This is a genomic window from Kaistia sp. SLG-1, assembly GCF_059699055.1.
Genome location: NZ_AP048544.1, coordinates 1,184,629 through 1,200,372, shown reverse-complemented (window position 1 = coordinate 1,200,372; position 15,744 = coordinate 1,184,629). Strand labels below are relative to the sequence as shown.

Below are 15,744 nucleotides of genomic sequence, written 5' to 3'. Positions count from 1 at the left end.
GGCCGGGCGCGTCGCCCGGCCGGTTCCGACGTCAGGCGGCGCGGGCGAGCCGGGCGGCGCGGGCCGCCTCGGTCGCGGCGACGTCGATCCCGAGTTCCTCGTCAAGCACGACGCCATAATCGGCGAGCGCGCCCTCGCGCGTGACATAGCCGTCGATGACGTCCTCGCGCACCGTCTCCGGCGCGCGCTCCATCGCGTCGCCCCAGCCGCCGCCGCCGCCGCGTATGGTGCGGATGGCGCCGCCGGCCTCGAGCGGATGCATGAAGGCGTATTCGGGGATCTCGGTCTCGGCGCCTTCCGGCGTCGCCAGATAGACGCGGTTCGAGGCGCCGTGCTCGCCGCCGACCATGCCCTTGGCGGTGTGGCGAACGCCCTCCATCATCACGCTGGTCTGGTTCGGCACGAGATGCTGGGTGATCGTCTCCAGCCCCGGCGTGCCGCGCCAGCGGCCGGCGCCGGTCTGATCGGCGACATATTCGTGCTTCAGGATCCGGGTCGGATACTGGATCTCGGTCATCTCGATCGACGGCAGGATGACGCCCGTCATCAGCGGCGGATAGAGGCCCCAGCCATCGGTCTCGTAGGCAGCACCCGCGCCGCCTGTGAAGCCGATGAAGTTCAGGAACACCCACATCCGCTCGTCGTCGTAGCTGCCATAGGACATGACGAGCGGCATCTTGTGGGCGTTGACGCCGACGCGCTTCGGCGCGCACTGCGCCAGCGCCAGCAGCACCGCCTCGGTCACCTCGGCGCCGGCCGAGCAGGTGCAGGTGCCGACCGGGGCCGGCCGCTTCGGGTTGATCACCGTGCCCTCGGGCGCGATCACCGTCACCGGCGCCATGCAGCCCTCGTTGATCGGGATGTCCTCGTCGCAGCAGGTCGTCAGCCCAATGAAGATGAACGACATGGTGTTGGCGATCGGGCTGTTGATGAAGCCCTTCACCTGCGGGTCCGTGCCGGTGAAATCGAGCGTCAGGTCGGATCCCCGAACGATCGCCTTGCAGGCGATCTTGACGTCGCGCTGGCCCTGATAATCGTGGTCGACGAAGGTCTCGGCGTAGTACTCTCCGTCAGCCCAGCTCTCGATCTCGGCGCGCACGCGGCGCTCCGAATAGTCGACATTCGCCTGGATGGCGTCGCGGACGGTGTCGAGGCCGTAGCGGTCGAACAGCTCGCCGATGCGGCGGCTCGCCAGCTGGCAGGCGCCGATCATCGAGTCGAGGTCGCCGTTGATCCAGTGGGCGATGCGGTTGTTGGCGACGATCAGGTCGAACATGTCGGCGCGCTTCTCGCCGCGCTCGACGATCTTGACCGGCGGCATCACCAGCCCGTCCTGCCAGACGTCGCGGGCATGCGGGTTGTAGCCGCCGGCGACCGGGCCGCCGACATCGCCCATATGGGCGCGCACGGCCGGGAACAGGACCGGCTTGCGATCGTGGAACACCGGCGTGATGACGACGAGATCCGGGATATGCGTGCCGCCATTGTAGGGATCGGAGGCAAGGATCACGTCGCCCGGCTGCAGGTCGTATTTGAACGCGTCGATGGCGCGGTCGACGGCCATCGCCACGGCATAGAGATGCAGCGTGCAGCCCGGCGACTGGGCGACGAGCCGGGACTTCATGTCCTTCATCTCGAAGATGGCGGTGGTGAAGTCATGCGCCTCGTTGAAGACGGGCGAGCGCGCCGTCCGCGTCACGGTGGCGCTCATCTCGTCGGCGATCGTGTTGAGCGAGCCGGCGACGACCTGCGACAGAACGAAACTTCTCTTATCCATCGGCGCGCTCCGCATAGGTCGGGTAGATGAACTCGATCAGCCCGCCGGGCGGGATGACGACGAGCACGGCGCTCTCCAGCACCTGCCGGGCGCCGTCGACGACGAGGGTGAGCCGGCCGCGCGGGCCGCCCGCGTCGCGCGGCACGAAGAAATTGCCCTCGAGCGTCGGGCCGTCATTACGGATGACGGCGTGGATCCGCCCATCGGCGCCGATCTCGCGGCTGACGAGATTGAAATGCTCGCGCGCCTCCAGCACCTCGGCGGACGGCATCAGGCGACGGCCGGCGAGCACAGGTGGTCCCCAGCCTTGCGCCGAGAGCGAGAAGCCGGGATCGAGGCTGATCGGCGGATTGTCCTCGGCGCCGATCGGCAGGAAGGCGAGGACGGCCGGCTGCACGCCGTCGAGCCGCGTCTCGTCCGGCGCCTCGCCGCCAAAGAGCGCGGCGCGGACGAGGCCGACCAGATGATGCGCGGTGACGGCATCCGAAAGGCCGGTCGCGGCCGGCAGCACCGGATCGACCAGCGAGCCCTTCGGCGCGGTCATCGAGACCAGCTGCAGATGGCCGTCGTTCAGCGTCGTCGCATCGAGCGATTCCGCCAGCGCCGCCACCAGCGCGTAGCCCTTCGCCTGGCCGGGCGTCATGTTGTAGGGGCCGGAGCGATTGGAACCCGTGCCTGTGAAATCGAGGCCGAGATGGCCGTCGGAGGTGGTGACGCGGACGACGAGATCGACCGACGCATCGACCGAGACCGGCAGGCTCGTCCGCTCCGTCCGGTCGACGGCGCCGAAGCGCTCGGTGATCTCGGCGGCACCCAGCGCGCGGCTGTGCGCGATCGTCTGCGCGATCGCCGTCTCGGTCGCCTTGCGGCCCTTCTCGTCCATCAGCGCGACGAGCGAGGCGGAAGCTGCACGAAGTGCGGAGACGATCGCCTCGATGTCGGCACGGACCTGGCTCTCGGCGCGGCTGTTGCGCAGCATGAAGCGGAGCGCGTCGCGCTGCAGCAGCCCGTGGCGATAAAGCTTCAGCGGCGTGAAGCGCACCGCCTCCTGCCAGGTCTCCGAGGCGAAGGGATGCAGCGATCCCGGAAACTCGCCGGCGAGATCCGCCATCTCCGCGCGGACGGCCGGGAACAGCACCAGCTCGCCCTCGTAGAACAAGGGCGCGGCGATGGTGAGGGCCTGCGGCGTCGAGCCGCCGCTATAGGGATCGCCGACGAGGACGATGTCGCCCTCGCCGAGATTGAAGGCGAAGCGATCGAGCAGCGCCGCGACGCTGTCGCGGATCAGGAAGACGTGGCTGGCGTCGTACTGCGCCTGCGCCACGAGCTTTGGTTCGCCCGTCAGGAGCGCGGCGGCATAGCGCCGGCCCTCGGTCAGGCCCGGCGAGCGGGCGGTCCGGCCCACCGTCTCGGCCAGCTCCCGGGCGATCGCCGCGATGCGGCTGTAGAGGATCTGCGAGCGGATCATCAGGCGGCGCGCTCCGCCGCCGTCCGAGCCTGGCCGATCTCGATGATGACATTACCATAGGCGTCGATCAGGCACTCATGGCCCGGATAGACGGCGATGGTGGTGCCCCACTGCTCGATGATCGCCGGCCCCGGAATGAAGCTGCCGGCCTTGAGCAGGCCGCCATCATAGACCGGCACCTTCGTCGGCTCGACGTCGAAATGCACCTGCCGCTCGCCCTTCAGCGCGCCCGAGGCATCCTCGTCGCCGAATTCCTGCGGGATCATGCGCGGCCGCTCGCGCACGCCGATCAGGTCGAGCCGCAGCGTCAGGATCTCGACCGGCTGGCTCGGATCCTTGTGCGCGAACAGCCGCTCGTGCAGCTCGTGGAAATCGCCAAGCGTCGCGTCGAGGTTCAGCTTGGTGATGCGGCGGGTGCGCGAGCGGATCGGCACCGTCACCTCGTGCACCTCGCCGACATAGTGCATGTCGAGGCTGCGCTTGATCTCGAAATTGCCGGCCACGGCCTGGCCGGCGAGGCGGCCGCGGGCGCGCTGCTCCATCTCCTGGAACATCGTGTTCAGCGCCTCGAAATCGAGCTCGTCGACGCGGCCGATATGGGTGCGGCTCTCGCTGATCTTCAGGTCGGCCACGTTGTCGCCGAGCGCGCAGAAGACGGGCGCCAGGCCGGGCACGATCACGGTGCGGATGCCGAGTTCCTCGGCCTGCTTGCCGGCATGGATGCCGCCGGCGCCGCCGGCCGCGACGAGCGCGAACTGCTGCGGATCGCGGCCGCGCTTGGTGGTCACCAGCCGCGTGGCGTTAGCCATGTTGGAATTGACCAACTCGATGATCGCCGAGGCCGCCTCGATGACCGAGAGCCCGAGCGGCTCGGCCACTTCGCGGCGCACCGCGTCGACTGCCTTCTCGCGGTCGAGCACCATCTCGCCGCCGAGGAAGAAGTCGGGATTGAGCAGGCCGAGCACGACATTGGCGTCGGTGACGGTCGGGCGCGTGCCGCCGCGGCTGTAGCAGGCGGGGCCCGGATAGGAGCCGGCGCTCGCCGGTCCCACTTGCAGCGCGCCGCCGGCATCGACCCAGGCGATCGAGCCACCACCGGCGCCGATGGTGTGGATGTCGAGCATCGGCAGCGCGATGCGGTAGCGGCCGATCCAGCTCTCGGTCGTCACCGCCGGCTGCAGGTTCTCGATCAGCGCGATGTCGTAGCTGGTGCCGCCCATGTCGACGGTGATCAGATTGTCGTAGCCCGCCATCTCGCCGAGATAGGAGCCGGCCGTGACGCCGCCGGCCGGTCCCGAGAGCAGCGTGTTGACGGCGTAGCGCCCCGCCTCGCCTGCCGACAGCACGCCGCCATTCGACTGGATGATGAAGAGCTCGCCCTTGAAGCCCTGGCTCCGCAGCCGCTCTTCGAGATGGGTCAGGTAGGCGTTGACGCGCGGGCCGACGAAGGCGTTGACCGTCGTCGTCGAGACGCGCTCGAACTCGCGGATTTCCGGCAGCACGTCGCAGGAGAGCGAGATGAACGCGTCCGGCAGCTCCTCGCGCACGATCTCGGCGGTGCGGCGCTCATGCGCCGGATTGACGAAGGAGAAGAGGTAGCAGATCGCCACCGCCTCGACGCCCTGGCGGCGGAATTCCTCGCAGGCCGCGCGGACCTCCGCCTCGTCGAGCGGCGTCAGCACGTTGCCCTGATGGTCGACGCGCTCGGCGACGCCGATGCGCGAGCGGCGCGGCACGATGGCGTGCGGCGGCTTCAGGCGCGGGTCGAACACGCTCTCCTTGTAGGAGCGGCGGAACTCGATCTCGTCGCGAAAGCCCTTGGTCGTGATCAGGCCGACCTTGGCGCCATTGTATTCGAGCAGCGAATTGGTCGCGACGGTGGTTCCGTGCACGATGAGCGGCAATTCGCCGAGAAAATCGGCCAGCGAGCGGCCCAGCTCGGTCGCGAGGCGGCCGAGGCCGTTCAGAACACCGTCCGACTGATCGGGCGTCGACGGTGTCTTCGTGGCGCGGAACTCGCCATTGGGACCGATGGCCACGAGATCCGTAAAGGTTCCGCCAACGTCAATACCGACATTCCAGTGCGACATCATCTGTTCCCGATCAATTGCAGGTTGCGAACTTCCCTAACGTTACAGCCAACGCAAAGAAATTCTCTCCCGAGCAGTAGAACCGTGCTTTTACCAGATGGATCGGAACGATATAAGGATCGATGTTCTCTCGCGGCCCAAGCAAGGGGGACGAAAATCCACGATTTTAGCGAAACTTAAAATTTCGCGCCGCGCAGCGCGGGGACTTCGCGCTTAATCTGCCACAATCGTCCCCGTCCAGGCAGCAGGCCGGCCCCCCGGACTACGTCCCAACGCGGTGCGACCATGATCCGCAAGCCAATCGAGGATTGACTCATGTCTGGTATTTCCGCGCGCGTCCGGGCCGGCGCCTTGGCCATATCGTTCGCCGCGACGGCCCTCGCGCCGCTCGCCGCGACCGCCGCCGAAGGCCCCTTCGTCATCAACTATTCGCTGCCGCCGCCGACGCTCGATCCGACCATCGTCTGCGACATCGCCGATGACGGCTTCCTGGCCCCGCTCTACACGCCGCTCCTGCGCTACGAGGCGAAGCCGGTCGCCAACGCCGCCGAGGGCGTCAAGGTCACCACCGAGGACACGACCAAGATCGTCGGCTACCTGGCCGAGAGCTACAAGGTCTCCGACGACGGCAAGGTGCTCACCTTCAAGCTGCGCGACGGGCTGAAATTCCCGAGCGGCAATCCGCTCGACGCGGCCGCCGTGAAGGCCTCGCTCGAATACGTGCTGAAGAGCGGCACCTGCGGCACCTACTTCCTCGAGGCGGCCCAGTTCGGCAACACCGAGGCGATCGAGGCGCCGGACGCGACGACCGTCGTGATCAAGCTGAAGCGCGGCGAGCCGCTGCTGCCGCATGCGCTGACCCAGCCCAATCTCGGCATCATCGATTTGAAGACGGTCGAGGCGAATGGCGGCAAGGCCTGGCTCGCCGGCCACGCCGCCGGCAGCGGTCCCTATCTGCTCGCCGACTACCAGCCCGGCGTCCGCGCCGTGTTCAAGGCCAATCCGGACTTCTTCGGCGAAGCGCCGCGCGAGAAGGACGTCATCGTCAACTTCATCACCGACAACGCGACGCTGCTGCTGCAGGCCCGCAACAAGCAGGCCGACGTGACGCTCGGCCTGTCGAAGGCCTCGGTCGAGAGCCTGAAGGGCGCCGACGGCCTCAAGGTCATCGAAGTCCCGACCGCGCGCTGGCAGCTGATCGGCCTGCCGAACCAGGTCGCGCCGTTCGACAACGCCAAGTTCCGCGAGGCGCTCTCCTACGCGCTGCCCTATGACGCCATCCTGAAGAACGTCGCGCACGGCTTCGGCGAGACCTTCTACGGCCCCTACCCGCCGCAGTTCCCGGCCTACAACAAGGAAATCGGCGCGGCGCGCGCCTATGACCTCGAGAAGGCGAAGAAGCTGCTGGCCGAATCCGGCGTGAAGACCCCGGTCACCGCCGAGATCATCATCCGCGAGGGCCAGAACGATCAGGAGCAGATCGCCACCATCGCCCAGGGCGCCTGGTCGCAGATCGGCGTCAACCTGACGATCCGCAAGCTGCCGGCCTCAGGCTATCAGGAAGCGGTCGGCGCCAAGACCAAGACCTCGGCGATCGTCCGCTTCGACGGCCCGTCGGTCGACGATCCGGCCTGGCTGCTCGATTACGACCTGCGCTGCGCCTCCGCCTACAACACCAGCAATTACTGCAGCAAGGAAGCGGAAGCCCTGCTCGACACCCGCCACGACCTGAAGAGCGATGCCGAGCGGCAGGCGCTCTGGGACAAGATCGCCAAGATCTGGGTGGCCGACAGCCCGCGCATCCCGGTCTATGCCGACGTCTACACGGCCGTCGTCTCGGCCGACGTCAAGGACTGGCACTTCGCCCAGGACGGTCCGTTCGACCTCAATCTCTGGGGCCGGTAACATAACGCATTGATCGGGCCTCCGCCCGGTCGACCGATCCGAAAACAGCGCGCGGTCCATGGGCCGCGCGCAGTGCTTTATGCGGAGTGCCGCTGGTGAAACGAGCTTGGGTTGGGACGGCGCTGCGGCGGATCGGCGACGACAAGGCGTTCGCCCTCGCCACGCTGATTGCCGCCCTGCTGATCCTCGGCGCCCTCATCGGGCCGCTCCTCTGGCCGCTCGGCCCGCTCGACATGGATTTCGGCGCGCCGCTCGCCGCCCCCTCCTTCACCCATCCGATGGGCACCGACAGCAACGGCCGCGACGTGTTCGCCCGCTTCCTCACCGGCGCCCGCATCTCGCTCGCCGTCGGCGCTATCGTGGTGCTGGCGGGCCTCGTCGTCGGCGGCGCGATCGGCGTCGCGGCGGGGATCGGCGGCCGCGTCGTCGACACCATGCTGATGCGCATCATCGACGCGCTCGCCGCCTTCCCGCCGCTGATCCTCGCCATGGCGGTGACGGTCGGGCTCGGCGTCGGCCTGAAGACGGCGGCGATCGGCATCGCGCTCTCCTCCGTGCCCTTCTTCGCCCGGCTGATGCGCGGCGATATCCTGAAAATCCGCACCATGCCCTTCGTCGAGGCGAGCGTCGCCATGGGCGCGAAGCGCGGCCGCATCATCGCCCGCCATCTGCTGCCGCACACCGCCCCGACCATGTTGGTGCAATGCGCCTCCGTCTTCGGCTATGCCATCCTGACGCTGGCCGGCCTCGGCTTCATCGGCCTCGGCGCGCAGATCCCGGAGCCCGAATGGGGCGCGATGATCACCGACGGCCTGCAATATGCGCTGACCGGGCAATGGTGGCTGGCGCTCTTCCCCGGCCTCGGCGTGCTGCTCGCGGTGATCGCCGCCAACCTCCTCGCCGACCGGCTCGAGGAGAGCCTGAACCCGCGCTCGGCGCGCAACCAGGTGCGCTGACATGCTGAGACTGATCTCGGGCCGCATCGTCACTTCGCTGATCTCGCTGATCGGCGCATCGCTGATCGCCTTCGTGCTCTTGCGCCTCACGCCCGGCGATCCGGCCCGCCTCTTCCTCGGCCAGTTCGCCGGCGAGGAGGCGGTGCAGGCGCTGCGCGCCGAGCTCGGCCTGAACGGCTCGATCCTCAGCCAGTACCTCATCTACATGCAGCGCTTCCTGTCGGGCGACTGGGGCTTCTCCTATTCGACCGGGCAATCGGTCGCCGGCCTGCTGCTCGCCCGTTTCCCGGCCACCATCGAGCTCGGCCTCTTCGCCTTCTTCTTCGCCTTCGTCGCGGCGGTCTCCTGCGCCCTCGTCTCGGTCTATCGGCGCGGCCCGGTCTCGGATGGCGGCGTACGGGCGCTTTCCTTCTTCGCCCAGGGCGTGCCGCCCTTCTGGTTCGGCCTGATGATGCTCTTAATCTTCTTCGAGGGCTTCGGCTGGCTGCCCGGCCCGGAGGGGCGGCTCGGTCTGCGCATCATCCCGCCGCCGACCGTCACCGGCCTGCTGACGGTGGATTCGCTCCTCGCCGGCGACTGGACCGCCTTCAAGGACGCGATCCGCCACCTGATCCTGCCGGCGCTGACACTCGGCCTGATGCCGTTCGGCTTCCTCTACCGGCTGCTCCGCGCCAATCTCGAAGGGGTGACGCGCGAGCCGTTCATCACCGTCGCGCGCGGGCGTGGCCTGACACGCTGGGCCGCCTATGTCCGCCACGCGCTGCCGAACGCCTTCCTGCCGACGCTCACCGCCGCCGGCCTGCTGTTCGGGCAATTGCTCGCCGGCAGCGTGCTGGTCGAGCGCGTCTTCGTCTGGCCGGGCGCCGGCGCCCTCGTCACCGACGGCGTGCTGAAGCAGGATTTCTCCGTCGTGCAGGCCTTCATCCTGCTCTCCGCCTTCATCTATGTGCTGACCAGCCTCGTCGTCGACATCCTCGCCGCCATGCTCGATCCGCGCGTCGCCCAGAGCCAGGGAGGCGGACGATGAGCGCAACGACGAACCAGCCGCCCCTGCTGGAGGTTCGCGGCCTCACCACCGAATTCGCCACCCGCGCCGGCGCGGTCGCGGCCGTGCGCGACGTCTCGCTCACGGTCCGGCGCGGCGAGAAGGTGGCGATCGTCGGCGAATCCGGCTGCGGCAAGTCCACGCTGGCGCTCTCGATCCTCAGCCTGATCGACAAGCCCGGCCGCATTGCTTCGGGCCAGGTTCTGCTCGACGGCCGTGACCTGGTGGGGCTTGGCGAGAGGGCGATGAAGACGATCCGCGGCAAGACCGTGTCGCTGATCTTCCAGGATCCGATGGGCGCGCTCGACCCGATCCAGACGGTCGGCGCGCAGATGATCGACACGCTGCGCCGCCACCAGCCGGGCCTCAGCCACAAGGCGGCGCGCGCCCGGGCCGTCGAGCTGCTGCGCGAAGTGGAAGTGCCGGCGGCGGAACGGCGGCTCGACGACTATCCGCATCATTATTCCGGCGGCATGCGCCAGCGCGTCATGATCGCCATCGCGCTCGCCAATGCGCCGGATCTTATCATCGCCGACGAGCCGACGACGGCGCTCGACGTGACGACGCAGGCGCAGGTGCTGTCGCTTCTGGAGCGCGTCGTCGCCGATCATGGCGTCGCGGTGCTGCTCATCACCCACAATCTCGGCGTCGTCGCCGAGTTCTGCGACGTGGTGCAGGTCATGTATGCCGGGCGCATCGTCGAGCGCGGCCCGACCGAGGCGATCCTCGCCAAACCGACCCATCCCTATACGCAGGCCCTGCTCGAAAGCATTCCGGATCCTGCCCGGATCGGCACGCGGCTCCGAGCCATTCCCGGCATGCCGCCGGACCTCTCGGCCATGCCCTCCGGCTGCGCCTTCGAGCCGCGCTGCTTCTTCGGCCATGGCCGCGAGATCTGCCGCGCGCACCAGCCTGCCCCGGTCGAAATCGAGACCGTCGCCGGGCCGTCGCTTGTCGAGTGCCATTTCGCCGCCGAGCGCGCTGCCCGCGCCAGCGAGGTCGCCGCATCATGACCGGACGCGACACAACTTCGCCGCTCCTCGTCGTCGATCATCTCGAAAAGAGCTTTGCCGCGCGAAGCAGCAATCCGTTCAAACCAAGCCGCGAAAAACTGCGCGCCGTTGACGGCATCTCCTTCACCGTAGGACGCGGCGAGACGTTCGGCCTCGTCGGTGAATCCGGCTGCGGCAAGTCGACGGCGGCGCGCGCCATCCTCCGTCTCGTCGAGCCGACCGGCGGCAGCGTCCGCTTCGACGGCATCGACGTCGCGAGCCTCGCGCCAGAACCGATGCGAAAGCTGCGCCGGCGCATGCAGATGGTGTTCCAGGACAGCACCGGCACGCTCGACCCGCGCATGAGCGTGCGCGACCTCGTCGAGGAACCGCTGATCGTGCACGGCCTCGGCGACGCCAGGGAACGCCGCGCCAAGGTCGACGCCATGCTGGAGCTGGTCGGCATCCGGCCGGAATTCGCCGATCGCCGGCCGCACCAGTTTTCCGGCGGCCAGCGCCAGCGCATCGGCATCGCCCGCGCGCTCGTGCTGGAGCCGGAGCTGGTGGTGCTCGACGAGCCGATCTCGGCGCTCGACGTCTCGGTGCAGGCGCAGATCCTCAACCTATTGAAGGATCTGCAGGAGAAGCTCGGCGTCTCCTACGTCTTCATCGTGCACGATCTGACGGTCGCCGAGTTCTTCTGCGACCGCCTCGCCGTGCTCTATCTCGGCCAGGTGATGGAGAGCGGCACGGCCAAGGAACTCTTCGCCGATCCGCAGCACCCCTACACGGTCAGCCTGCTCTCGGCCGTGCCGCGCGTCGGCGCCAAGACGGGCCAGCGCATCGTGCTGGAGGGCGAGGTCTCGCCGCTCGGCAGCGGCGCCTCGAAGGGCTGCGTCTTCCGCGCCCGCTGCCCGGTCGGCAAGGACCGCGCGATCTGCGCCGAGGAACGCCCGGCGCTGCGACCGCACGGGGCGATAGCGTTTTCGAGCGAAGTGGATGCCGGTTCGCGTGAAGAAAACGCGCCCCAGCAAAACAGAGCCGCGGATCACACCGTCGCCTGCCATTTCCCCGGCGAACTCAGCCTCGCGCCGGGTTGAGGTTCCCGACGCTGCGGTGGACGCGCGACTGTTCCAGATATATGCAATATCGGCCACTGGAACGGAAAGTGACCGCCATGAAATCCCCCCAGCGCGGCACGGGCGAAACTCCTGAGCCGGATAAGTTACCCCGTCGGGCGCGGGTCAGCGGCATGGACCGCGCCCTGCAGATCCTCGACCATCTCTACCAGACCGGCGAACCGGCCGGCAGCTACACCATCGCCAAGGCGGTCGGCGCGCCGCTCTCGACCGTCTATGTCGTCATCGACGAACTGGTCGAGCGCGAGATGCTGTCGCGCCGCGCCGACGGCCTGGTCTGGCTCGGCGCCCGGCTCTATCACTACGGCCTCGCCTATGCCCGCTCGCTCGATTTCCTCGGCGAGGCGAGCCATGTCATGCACCAGCTCGGACGCGAGATCGGCGAATCCGTGCAGATCTGCGGCCGCGACGACGGCCACATGGTCGTGCTCGCCATGGCCAGGGGGCCGGGTCCTTTCCGCATCCTGTCGGAGGTCGGCACGCGCGTGCCGCTCAACTGGACCGCGTCGGGACGGCTGCTGATCGGCCACCTGCCGGAGCCGGAGCGGATCGAGATCTTCCGCCGCACCGCCTGCGCCTCGCCGACCGAGCGCGCCGAGACGGATGCGCTGAAGCTGTCGAAGCTCGCCGGCCTCGCCTTCCGGGAGCGGCTGTCGATCCAGATCAGCGAGACGGATTTCCTCGTCTCCTGCGTCGCCTCGCCGATCTGCGACCGGGCGGGCGCCTGCGTCGCGACGATCTCGATCGTACTGCCGGAACACAAGGTCGTCGCCAATTCGGCCCTTTACGCGGAAGCCGTGCGCGGCGCCTCCGAGGCGATCGAGCGCCGTCTCGGCTGGCGCGAGCGCTGAGGCCGTCAATCCTCGATGGCGACCACCGCCTCGATCTCGACGGTGATCCGGTTCGGCAACGACGCCATGCCGACGGCCGATCGCGCGTGCCGGCCCCGCTCCTCGCCGAAGACTGCCAGGAACAGGTCGGAGCAGCCGTTGATCACCTGCGGATGCGCGCCGAATTCCGGCACGGCATTGACCATGCCGAAGAGCTTGACCACCCGGCGCACCCGGTCGAGCGAGCCGAGCGCCTCCTGCATCACCGCCAGCAGGTTCAACCCCGTGACGCGGGCGTGGTCATAGGCCTCTTCCGGCGTCACGTCGTCGCCGACCCGGCCCTGAAAAAGAAACCCGTCCGCCCGCGTCGGTCCCTGCCCCGACAGGAACAGCAGATTGCCTTCGCGGACATGGGTGACGAAGCTTCCGACCGGCGCCGGCGGGCTGGGCAGGTCGATTTTCAGCGCGCGCAGCCGGTCCTGAACGGACCCGGTCGCGCGGGAGATGGGGTCGTGCATCCGGGCCATTCGCTTCCGCGCGCTGGGGCGCGCCTTTCGATTGATCGTGCGCCCGGGCCGGAAGAGCCCGGGCCCTTCAATTCCATAGTTATGCAATTGCGCGCATTAAAGTGGAACGTTAGCATTCTGCCCCATGAGGTCAAGCAGGGCACGGCTTTTGCCGGAAGCCCGGCGGTCGGGGAGTGGAAGCGGGCGATGATCACGGGCGCGGGTTCAGCCAAGGCGGGGCGCCTTGCCGGCAAGGCGGCGATCGTCACCGGCGCCGCCGGCGGCATCGGCCGCGCCACGGTCGAGGCCTTCCTGCGCGAGGGCGCCCTGGTCGTGGCGATGGACCTTCCGGGGCCGCTCGCCGCCACCCGCTTCAACGCGCAGGGCGCCATCCCGATCGCCTGCGACCTCGGCGACCGCGCCGCCGTCCTGGACGCGACGGACCGGGCGGTCGAGAAACTCGGCGGCCTCGACATCCTGGTCGCCTCCGGCGCGATCAAGGGCGGCACCGGCAATTTCCTCGATCTCACCGATCGCGACTGGGACCTCTATGTCGACGTCAACCTGACCGGAACCTTCCTCGCCTGCCGCGCCGGCGCGCGCGCCATGGTCGCAGCGGGCGCGGGCAAGGGCGGCCGGACCGGCCGGATCATCACCATCGGCTCCGTGAATTCCTTCATGGCCGAGCCGGAGGCGGCCGCCTATGTCGCGACCAAGGGCGGCGTCGCCATGCTGACGCGCGCCATGGCGGTCGACCTCGCCCGCCACGGCATCCTCGTCAACATGATCGCCCCCGGCCCCGTCGACGTGACCGGCGACCACACCGGCTACAGCGAGCCGAAGCTCGCCGCCGAGCTGCGCGACGAGGTGATCCTGGGGCGCCCCGGCCTGCCGCACGAGGTCGCCGCCGCCGCCCTGTTCCTGGCCGAGGACAGCTCGAGCTTCGTCACCGGCTCCACCCTCACCGTCGACGGCGGCATGTCCTCGATGATCTTCGGCGGCATGCGCGAAGGCTGAACGCGATGCGGCCAGCCTCCCGGTCGGAACGGTCAGATGATGGAGGGCGGGCATTGCAGGCGGTTGACGCAGGCCAGCGCCAGCTCGGCGTGACGGTGGCCGTCCTTCAGCGTGAAGGCGAGATGGCCGGGCAACAGCGTGTCGAATTCCAGCGCCGCGAGGACGCGCACCGTCTCGCAGATCGCCGCGATGTCGCAATCGACGATGTCCTGGATCGCCACCTTGCCGCCATGGAACAGCGCGTCGCCGCCGATCAGCATGCGCCGGCGCGGCGTGGTCACCAGATAGGAGACGTGGTCGCGGCTGTGGCCGGGCGTCGGGACCAGCTCGACGGTGACGTCGCCGAAGCGCTGCGCCTCACCCGGCGCCCAGACACGGTCGACCGGACAGGCGCGGTAGGCGTAGTCTGTCGGATAGACGCCGCCGCGCTTCGCCTTGCCGAGGCTGATCCCCTCCTCGTCGCCGGCCGAGACCATGGCCGCCGTCGCGGCACCCGCATGCACCGTCAGGCCGAGCCGCTCGCGCAGCGCCGCCGCGCCGCCGGAATGATCGGCATGGCCATGCGTCAGGAACAGATGGCGGATCTTCGCGGGGTCGATGCCGTCCTCCTCCAGCACGTCGAAGACCTGGTCGGGAAAGCGGCCGGCGCCGGCGTCGAACATCGCGAGGCCCTCCCCGGTCTCGACCAGGAAGACGTTGCAGTCGAACGCGTCGGTCAGGTCGAAGCCGCCGCCGCCGCTCATCACCAGATAGAGCCCCTCTTCGATACGCATCGCCGTCTCCACTCCCTTTTCCCCACCGGGGCCCGTTCCCTTGCGGCCCCGCGGTCGATCTCGTCCCAGACTCCAGTCAACGCTGCGCCGCGGCGCAACGAAACCCCATCATGAAGGATATCAACGATGCATACGGGCGCCTTTTCCGACATCGACTGGGACAAGGACGGCAAGCAGGTCGGCTTCTTCAGCTTTCCCTATTCGATCGACCGCTCGCCCTACTACCAGATCAAGATGCCCGTCTGCCGGATCAAGAACGGCGACGGCCCGAGCCTGGTGCTGATGGCCGGCAACCATGGCGACGAATATGAGGGCGAGCTGACGCTGCTGAAGGCGATCCGGCTGATCGAGGCCGCCGACATCCGCGGCTCGCTCACCATCCTGCCGGCGGCGAACACGCCGGCCGTCATGGCCGCGAAGCGCTGCTCGCCCTTCGACGGCGGCAACATGAACCGCTCGTTTCCGGGCAACCCCTATGGCGGCCCGACCCAGCGCATGGCGCATTACATCGAGCACGAGATCTTCCCGCGCCACGAGGTCGTGCTCGACCTGCATTCCGGCGGCACCAGCATGGACCACCTGATCTGCAGCCTGATCGAGCGCAGCGGCGACGGCGAGCGCTTTTCGCGAGGACTGGAGCTGATGCAGGCGATGCGCCTGCCCTACGGCATGATCGCCGACAACGGCCCGGATTCGCCGACCTCGATGGCGGCGGCGCTGCGCGCCGGCTGCATCGCGCTCTCCGGTGAATTCGGTGGCGGCGCCACGGCGACCAAGGCGACCATGGCGGTGACGCAGCGCGCGGTCGACAATCTGCTGCAGGCCGTCGGCATCACCAATCGGCCGATCCTCTACACCGACGCCGATCGCGGCCCGGAAACCATCGTGCTCTCGACCGGCGGCCAGTCGCTCTTCGTCTATGCCGAGCGCGAGGGCTGGTTCGAGCCGGCGGTCGAGATCGGCGACACGGTCGCGGCGGGCGACGTCGCCGGCTGGCTGCACGACCTGGAACGCCCGCTGGAAGCGCCGGAAACGCTCCATTTCCAGGAAGGCGGCATCGTCCTGTCACGCCGCCTGCACACCCACAGCCAATCCGGCGACAGCCTGCTGAACCTCGCCCGGTTCGCCTGAACCGGGATCGGAGCGGAGCCGGCCGGCTGCTTGAAACAATATCTGGGTTCTCTGGGTCCGAGCCCGTCCCACGCTCGCCGTCATCCCGGCCTCCGAGCCGGGATCCATTCAGCCG

13 protein-coding genes are annotated in these 15,744 nt (G+C 68.6%); 8 read left to right on the top strand and 5 right to left on the bottom strand.

Going from position 1 to position 15,744, the window contains the following annotated elements; translation table 11 throughout:
* Positions 1-31: 31 nt before the first annotated feature.
* From AC6HZP_RS05295 to AC6HZP_RS05285, 3 genes are read right to left on the bottom strand one after another with little or no spacing between them, the layout of a single operon-like run.
* Positions 32-1,777, bottom strand: coding sequence for a hydantoinase B/oxoprolinase family protein (locus AC6HZP_RS05295; RefSeq protein WP_497525691.1), 1,746 nt, complete (start codon positions 1,775-1,777; stop codon positions 32-34).
* The gene (locus AC6HZP_RS05290; protein ID WP_497525690.1) at positions 1,770-3,245 is read right to left on the bottom strand and encodes a hydantoinase B/oxoprolinase family protein; all 1,476 of its coding nucleotides are present in this window, start codon (positions 3,243-3,245) and stop codon (positions 1,770-1,772) included. The genes AC6HZP_RS05295 and AC6HZP_RS05290 overlap by 8 nt, the downstream gene beginning before the upstream one ends.
* The gene (locus AC6HZP_RS05285; protein WP_497525689.1) at positions 3,245-5,335 is read right to left on the bottom strand and encodes a hydantoinase/oxoprolinase family protein; all 2,091 of its coding nucleotides are present in this window, start codon (positions 5,333-5,335) and stop codon (positions 3,245-3,247) included. Before AC6HZP_RS05285 ends, AC6HZP_RS05290 begins: the two co-directional genes overlap by 1 nt.
* Before the next feature lie 315 nt (positions 5,336-5,650).
* On the opposite strand from AC6HZP_RS05285, the gene AC6HZP_RS05280 reads away from it, so the two are divergent.
* From AC6HZP_RS05280 to AC6HZP_RS05255, 6 genes are all read left to right on the top strand, one after another.
* Positions 5,651-7,240, top strand: a complete 1,590-nt coding sequence (locus tag AC6HZP_RS05280; RefSeq protein WP_497525688.1) for an ABC transporter substrate-binding protein — start codon at positions 5,651-5,653, stop codon at positions 7,238-7,240.
* 95 nt (positions 7,241-7,335) lie between these two features.
* A complete protein-coding gene (locus AC6HZP_RS05275; RefSeq protein WP_497525687.1) occupies positions 7,336-8,196 on the top strand; it encodes an ABC transporter permease in 861 nt (286 codons plus the stop codon).
* A gap of 1 nt (position 8,197) precedes the next feature.
* Positions 8,198-9,223, top strand: a complete 1,026-nt coding sequence (locus tag AC6HZP_RS05270) for an ABC transporter permease (protein ID WP_497525686.1) — start codon at positions 8,198-8,200, stop codon at positions 9,221-9,223.
* Positions 9,220-10,254, top strand: a complete 1,035-nt coding sequence (locus AC6HZP_RS05265) for an ABC transporter ATP-binding protein (RefSeq protein WP_497525685.1) — start codon at positions 9,220-9,222, stop codon at positions 10,252-10,254. Before AC6HZP_RS05270 ends, AC6HZP_RS05265 begins: the two co-directional genes overlap by 4 nt.
* Entirely contained in the window at positions 10,251-11,333 is a 1,083-nt protein-coding gene (locus tag AC6HZP_RS05260; RefSeq protein WP_497525684.1) for an ABC transporter ATP-binding protein, read from the top strand. Before AC6HZP_RS05265 ends, AC6HZP_RS05260 begins: the two co-directional genes overlap by 4 nt.
* 77 nt (positions 11,334-11,410) lie before the next feature.
* Positions 11,411-12,223 carry an IclR family transcriptional regulator gene (locus AC6HZP_RS05255; protein ID WP_497526740.1) on the top strand — a complete coding sequence of 271 codons (813 nt, stop codon included), beginning with the start codon at positions 11,411-11,413 and terminating at the stop codon, positions 12,221-12,223.
* Positions 12,224-12,228: 5 nt separating this feature from the next.
* Here the strand turns inward: AC6HZP_RS05255 and AC6HZP_RS05250 are convergent, their stop codons facing one another.
* Complete coding sequence (locus tag AC6HZP_RS05250) at positions 12,229-12,720, bottom strand: RidA family protein (RefSeq protein WP_497525683.1); 492 nt, start codon at positions 12,718-12,720, stop codon at positions 12,229-12,231.
* 195 nt (positions 12,721-12,915) lie between these two features.
* Between AC6HZP_RS05250 and AC6HZP_RS05245 the strand changes: the two genes are divergently transcribed.
* Entirely contained in the window at positions 12,916-13,725 is an 810-nt protein-coding gene (locus AC6HZP_RS05245; RefSeq protein ID WP_497525682.1) for an SDR family NAD(P)-dependent oxidoreductase, read from the top strand.
* A 32-nt stretch (positions 13,726-13,757) separates the two neighbouring features.
* Here AC6HZP_RS05245 and AC6HZP_RS05240 read toward each other — a convergent pair whose 3' ends face one another.
* Positions 13,758-14,498 carry an MBL fold metallo-hydrolase gene (locus AC6HZP_RS05240; RefSeq protein WP_497525681.1) on the bottom strand — a complete coding sequence of 247 codons (741 nt, stop codon included), beginning with the start codon at positions 14,496-14,498 and terminating at the stop codon, positions 13,758-13,760.
* 126 nt (positions 14,499-14,624) lie between these two features.
* Between AC6HZP_RS05240 and AC6HZP_RS05235 the strand changes: the two genes are divergently transcribed.
* Positions 14,625-15,629 carry a succinylglutamate desuccinylase/aspartoacylase family protein gene (locus tag AC6HZP_RS05235; protein WP_497525680.1) on the top strand — a complete coding sequence of 335 codons (1,005 nt, stop codon included), beginning with the start codon at positions 14,625-14,627 and terminating at the stop codon, positions 15,627-15,629.
* The last annotated feature ends 115 nt before the right edge of the window (positions 15,630-15,744 follow it).